The 4,845-nt window shown below is 71.4% G+C and carries 7 protein-coding genes; 2 read left to right on the top strand and 5 right to left on the bottom strand.

Features of this window, described 5'->3' with window-relative positions:
- The 4 genes from H5J33_RS23605 to H5J33_RS23590 all read right to left on the bottom strand — a co-directional run.
- Positions 1–235, bottom strand: a 235-nt coding sequence (locus H5J33_RS23605; RefSeq protein WP_399552913.1) for an imidazolonepropionase-like domain-containing protein, incomplete at its 3' end; no start/stop codon positions are given.
- An 8-nt stretch (positions 236–243) separates the two neighbouring features.
- Positions 244–1,443, bottom strand: coding sequence for a cyclic dehypoxanthinyl futalosine synthase (mqnC, locus tag H5J33_RS23600; RefSeq protein WP_181796906.1), 1,200 nt, complete (start codon positions 1,441–1,443; stop codon positions 244–246).
- Positions 1,444–1,521: 78 nt separating this feature from the next.
- Positions 1,522–2,280 (bottom strand): prepilin peptidase, encoded by a 759-nt coding sequence (locus H5J33_RS23595; RefSeq protein WP_181796907.1) that lies wholly within the window; start codon positions 2,278–2,280, stop codon positions 1,522–1,524.
- Between the two features lie 23 nt (positions 2,281–2,303).
- Positions 2,304–3,152 (bottom strand): menaquinone biosynthetic enzyme MqnA/MqnD family protein, encoded by an 849-nt coding sequence (locus H5J33_RS23590; protein WP_181796905.1) that lies wholly within the window; start codon positions 3,150–3,152, stop codon positions 2,304–2,306.
- Positions 3,153–3,437: 285 nt separating this feature from the next.
- Here H5J33_RS23590 and H5J33_RS23585 point away from each other — a divergent pair, with 285 nt between their 5' ends.
- Positions 3,438–3,641 (top strand): cold-shock protein, encoded by a 204-nt coding sequence (locus H5J33_RS23585; protein WP_030778293.1) that lies wholly within the window; start codon positions 3,438–3,440, stop codon positions 3,639–3,641.
- A 128-nt stretch (positions 3,642–3,769) separates the two neighbouring features.
- On the opposite strand, the gene H5J33_RS23580 is transcribed toward H5J33_RS23585, so the two are convergent.
- Positions 3,770–4,336 carry a helix-turn-helix domain-containing protein gene (locus H5J33_RS23580; RefSeq protein ID WP_181796904.1) on the bottom strand — a complete coding sequence of 189 codons (567 nt, stop codon included), beginning with the start codon at positions 4,334–4,336 and terminating at the stop codon, positions 3,770–3,772.
- A 67-nt stretch (positions 4,337–4,403) separates the two neighbouring features.
- Here H5J33_RS23580 and H5J33_RS23575 point away from each other — a divergent pair.
- The coding region (locus H5J33_RS23575; RefSeq protein WP_181796903.1) for an AzlC family ABC transporter permease at positions 4,404–4,845 on the top strand (442 nt) is incomplete at its 3' end.

Raw genomic sequence — 4,845 nt, 5'->3', positions numbered from 1 at the left:
GCCGCCTGCTGGGCGTGCTGCGCACCGGCGAGCACCAGGAGACCGGGGAGTACGTCCGCTCCAGCAGTTCGTTGCCGTGCGGGTTGACGTACCCGGGCGTGAGGATGCCCGGCCAGCGGCGCACGCGCGCGTGCGGGTGCGCGGCGGCCAGTTCCTCCAGGGACCCCACGGCCTCGATCCGTTCGCCCCGGACGAGGAGGGCGTGGCCCCTGGAGTCGGCGTGCAGCGTCAGCAAGGCGGGGCCTAGTTCGACGCGAGCAGCTTCAGCTCGGGGTGGGCGGTGCCGCCCTCGATGGCCGTGGAGGAGATGTGCGAGACCACCCGGTCGTCCACGGGGTCGTTCGCCGGGTCGTCGTGCACGACGAGGTGCTCGTAGGTGGTCGAGCGCTGCGCCGGGACGCGGCCCGCCTTGCGGATCAGGTCGATGATCTCCAGGCGGTTGGAGCGGTGCCTGGCGCCGGCCGAGGAGACGACGTTCTCCTCCAGCATGATCGAGCCGAGGTCGTCCGCGCCGTAGTGCAGGGACAGCTGGCCGATCTCCTTGCCGGTGGTCAGCCAGGAACCCTGGATGTGCCGGACGTTGTCCAGGAAGAGGCGGGCGATCGCGATCATCCGCAGGTACTCGAACAGGGTCGCCTGGGTGCGGCCCTTCAGGTGGTTGTTCTCGGGCTGGTAGGTGTACGGGATGAAGGCGCGGAAGCCGCCCGTGCGGTCCTGTACGTCCCGGATCATCCGCAGGTGCTCGATGCGTTCGGCGTTGGTCTCGCCGGTGCCCATGAGCATGGTCGAGGTGGACTCCACGCCCAGCCGGTGCGCGGTCTCCATGATCTCCAGCCAGCGCTCGCCGCTCTCCTTCAGCGGGGCGATGGCCTTGCGCGGCCGCTCCGGCAGCAGCTCGGCGCCGGCGCCGGCGAAGGAGTCCAGGCCCGCCTCGTGGATCCGGGTGATGGCCTCCTCGACCGGGACACCGCTGATCCGGGCCATGTGCTCCACCTCGGACGCGCCGAGGGAGTGGATCACCAGCTGCGGGAAGGCCTCCTTGATGGCCCTGAAGTGCTTCTCGTAGTACTCGACGCCGTAGTCCGGGTGGTGGCCGCCCTGGAACATGATCTGGGTGCCGCCGAGTTCGACCGTCTCCGCGCAGCGGCGCAGGATGTCGTCGAGGTCGCGGGTCCAGCCCTTCTCCGTGTCCTTGGGGGCCGCGTAGAAAGCGCAGAACTTGCACGCCGTGACACACACGTTCGTGTAGTTGATGTTCCGCTCGATGATGTACGTGGCGATGTGCTCGGTGCCCGCGTACATGCGGCGGCGCACGGCGTCGGCGGCGGAGCCGAGGGCGTGCAGAGGGGCGTCACGGTAGAGGGCGAGCGCTTCCTCGGGGGTGATGCGTCCGCCCGCCGCGGCGCGGTCGAGGACGGACTGGAGGTCGGCCTTCTCGGTCACCGGCGTCCCTTTCGCAAGGTTCGTAAGGGTTGAGGACGGACGGTGCCAGCCTACGCCAGGCGGTTGCGGCGACCGACGTCAGGCCGCGAACGCCCCGGTCAGCAGCCCGGCGAGGGTACCGGCGAGCAGGAACGGGCCGAACGGCACGCCCGTCTTGCGCCCGGCGCGCCGGGCGAGGACGAGGGCGCCCCCGTAGAGCGCGCCGAGCAGGAACGCGGCGAAGGTTCCGAGCAGCACGGCGGGCCAGCCGTACCAGCCGAGTGCGGCGCCCGTCCCGGCGGCCAGTTTCACGTCGCCGAAGCCCATGCCGTCCGGGTTGACGAGGTGCAGCACGAAGTGGCCGGCGGCCAGGGCGAGGGCGGCGTACAGGGCGGTGGGCCAGTCGCCGGTGTGCCCGGGGAGCAGGGCGGTGACGCCGAGCAGGGCGAGGGCGGCGACGGCGAGCGGCAGGGTCAGCGGGTCGGGCAGCCGGCGCACCCGCAGGTCCACGGTGGCGAGCAGCACCCCGACGGGCGCGAGCAGCAGCCAGACCCCCAGTTCCGGCCGGGTCCCGGTGGTGACGGCGAGGGCGGCGCAGACGAGCGCGGTGACGGTGGCGAGGACGGCGGTCGGGAGGTTCTCCCCACCGGGCCCGCGGAGCCCCCCGCCCGGCTCCCCGCGGCACGCCCCGCAGCCCGCACCGCCCAGCCAGCCCCGGACCGGGTGGGCACCGGCCGGGCACCGGTCGCGCCAGGGTTCGCCGGGCGGGACGGAGAAGCGGTACGCGGCCCGGGGCAGCAGCACTCCGGTCAGCGCGCCCCACACCCCGGCCGCGAGCACCAGTGATTCCGTGGTCACCCCGTCCACGCGCCCTTCCCCTCCTACCGCCGGAGCAGTTCCACCCGTACGTCGGCCGGGAAGCCGGTCGTCGGCCCCACCCGGCGGGCGAACTCGGCGACCGCCTCCAGCTGGGGGGCGCCGAAGCCGAAGTCGAGGGTGGTGAAGTACCGCTCGAGGGTGGCCTCGTCGAACGCCTCCCAGCGGGCGGCCTGTTCGGCGACCTTGGCGACCTCCTCCAGGGAGAGGTTGCGGGAGGCGAGGAAGGCCTCGTGGACCCGGTGGGTGATGTCCCGCTCGCGCTCGGCGTAGTCCCGGCGGGCGGCCCAGACGGCGAAGACGAACGGCAGCCCGGTCCACTCCTTCCAGAGCGCGCCGAGGTCGTGCACCTGGAGGCCGTAGCGGGGCCCGTCCACGAGGTTGGCGCGCAGGGCCGCGTCGCCGATGAGGACGGCGGCCTCGGCCTCCTGCATCATCAGGCTGAGGTCGGGCGGGCAGGTGTAGTAGTCGGGCCGCACCCCGTACCGCTCGGCGAGCAGGAGCTGGGCGAGCCGGACCGAGGTGCGGGAGGTGGAGCCGAGGGCGACCCGCGCGCCGTCCAGCCGGTCGAGCGGCACCTGGGAGACGATCACGCAGGACATCACCGGCCCGTCGCAGCCGACGGCGATGTCCGGGAAGGCGACGAGGTCGTCGGCGTTGCGGAGGAATTCGACGAGGGTGACGGGGCCGATGTCCAGCTCGCCGCGCACCAGCCGCTCGCTGAGCTTCTCCGGGGTGTCCTTGGTCAGCTCGAAGTCGAGAAGCGTGCCGGTTCTCGCGAGGCCCCAGTACAGGGGCAGGCAGTTCAGGAACTGGATGTGGCCGACACGCGGCCGGGTGCGAGAATTGTCCACATCGCGAGACTAGCCCCCGTACGGTACGGCTCTTGGACCAACCCACCCCCGAACGGCCTAACGAGCGTTCAAACATCCGGGTGAAGTGATCTTTACCTCTATTGCTTTCCGGCACCCCCGTGCTAGGCTCGCCGCAAGTTGCAGTTTGGTTTCCCTTGCAGTACAGAGCCTGCGGAGCATGTGACCGCGGGCTCTCGTCGTTTTCAGAAGTATGCAGTGGTGCGGCACCGTTTCACACTTGCAGGTTCTGGAGCAGGGCAACCCTTTTGAGCCCAAGGAGGGCTTATGGCTACCGGAACCGTTAAGTGGTTCAACGCCGAAAAGGGCTTTGGCTTCATCGCCCAGGAGGGCGGCGGCCCCGACGTCTTCGTTCACTACTCCGCGATCAACGCCACCGGCTTCCGCTCCCTTGAGGAGAACCAGGCGGTGACCTTCGACGTCACGCAGGGCCCGAAGGGCCCGCAGGCGGAGAACGTCACCCCCGCCTGATTCCCTGCCTGATCGCAGAACCTGAGAGCAGTACCCAAGGAGCCCCCGCCATCCGGCGACGGGGCTCCTGCCTTTTCCGGTTCATTTCCCGTTCACAAACCACACCGGCCCCGCCGGCCCGCCGCGTCTCACATGTGCTGCATGACGAGCACCAGCTTCGCCCCGGCCGCGAGTGCCTCGTACGAGTGAGGCACATCCGCCCGGTATGACATGTAGTCGCCCGGCCCGAGTTCCACGGTCTCCCCGCGCGGCCCCGCTTTCACCGCGCCCTCGCTGACCACCAGGTGTTCCACGCTCCCCGGGATATGGGGCTCCGATTCCCGCACGGCCCCCGGCTCCAGCCACACCGAATACAGGTCCCGGCGGGCGCCCGGCGGGCAGGCGGAGAGCAGGGAGGCCACGTAGCCGGACCGCTCGGAGCCGACCGCGGGCCCCTGTCCGGCCCGGATCACCCGCACCTGCCACGCGGGCGGCTCGACCAGCGCGCTGAAGGGCACGCCGAGCGCCACCGCGAGCGCCCAGACCGTCTCCAGGCTCGGATTCCCGCTCGCCGCCTCCAGCTGGGACAGCGTCGACTTGGCGACGCCGGCCCGCCTGGCCAGCTCGGAGAGGGACAGCCCGGCACGGCCGCGCTCCCGCTTCAGGGCGGCGGCGAGCCATTCCAGGGGGAGTCGGACGGGGGTGGCCTCGGACATGTCGTTCACTCCATCACACGAACGTGTGTCTTGACGGACTATGTGCTCAGCGTTCATCGTAGAAAACATGCGTTCGGCACAACGAACGGGCCCCGCCGGGCCCACGAAAAGCGCCGACGACCGTGCCCTCGTCCGCGACAGCGCGCTCGTCTGGCTGGCCGGCGGCATCGTGGGCCTCTCCTTCGGCGCCGTGGCCGTCGGAGGCGGTCTGCCGCTGTGGGTGCCGGTGCTGATGTCCGTGCTGGTGTACGCGGGGGCGGCCCAGTTCAGCGCGGTCGCCGTGCTGTTCGCCGGGGGCGGCCCGGCCGCCGCCGTGGCCGCCGGGCTGTTGCTCAACACCCGGACGGCCGCCTTCAGCCTGGCCGTGGCCGAGATCATCGGCACCGGCCGCGTGAGCCGGTTCCTCGGCGCCCACCTGGTCACGGACGAGACGGTCGCCTTCGCCCTCGCCGAGCCGGACCCGGCCCGGCGGCGCCGTGCCTTCTGGTTCGTCGGGCTCGGCCTGTACG

This window comes from Streptomyces sp. WELS2, from assembly GCF_013870595.1.
Classification (GTDB): Bacteria; Actinomycetota; Actinomycetes; order Streptomycetales; family Streptomycetaceae; genus Streptomyces.
This window is presented reverse-complemented; position numbering and strand designations above follow the sequence as displayed.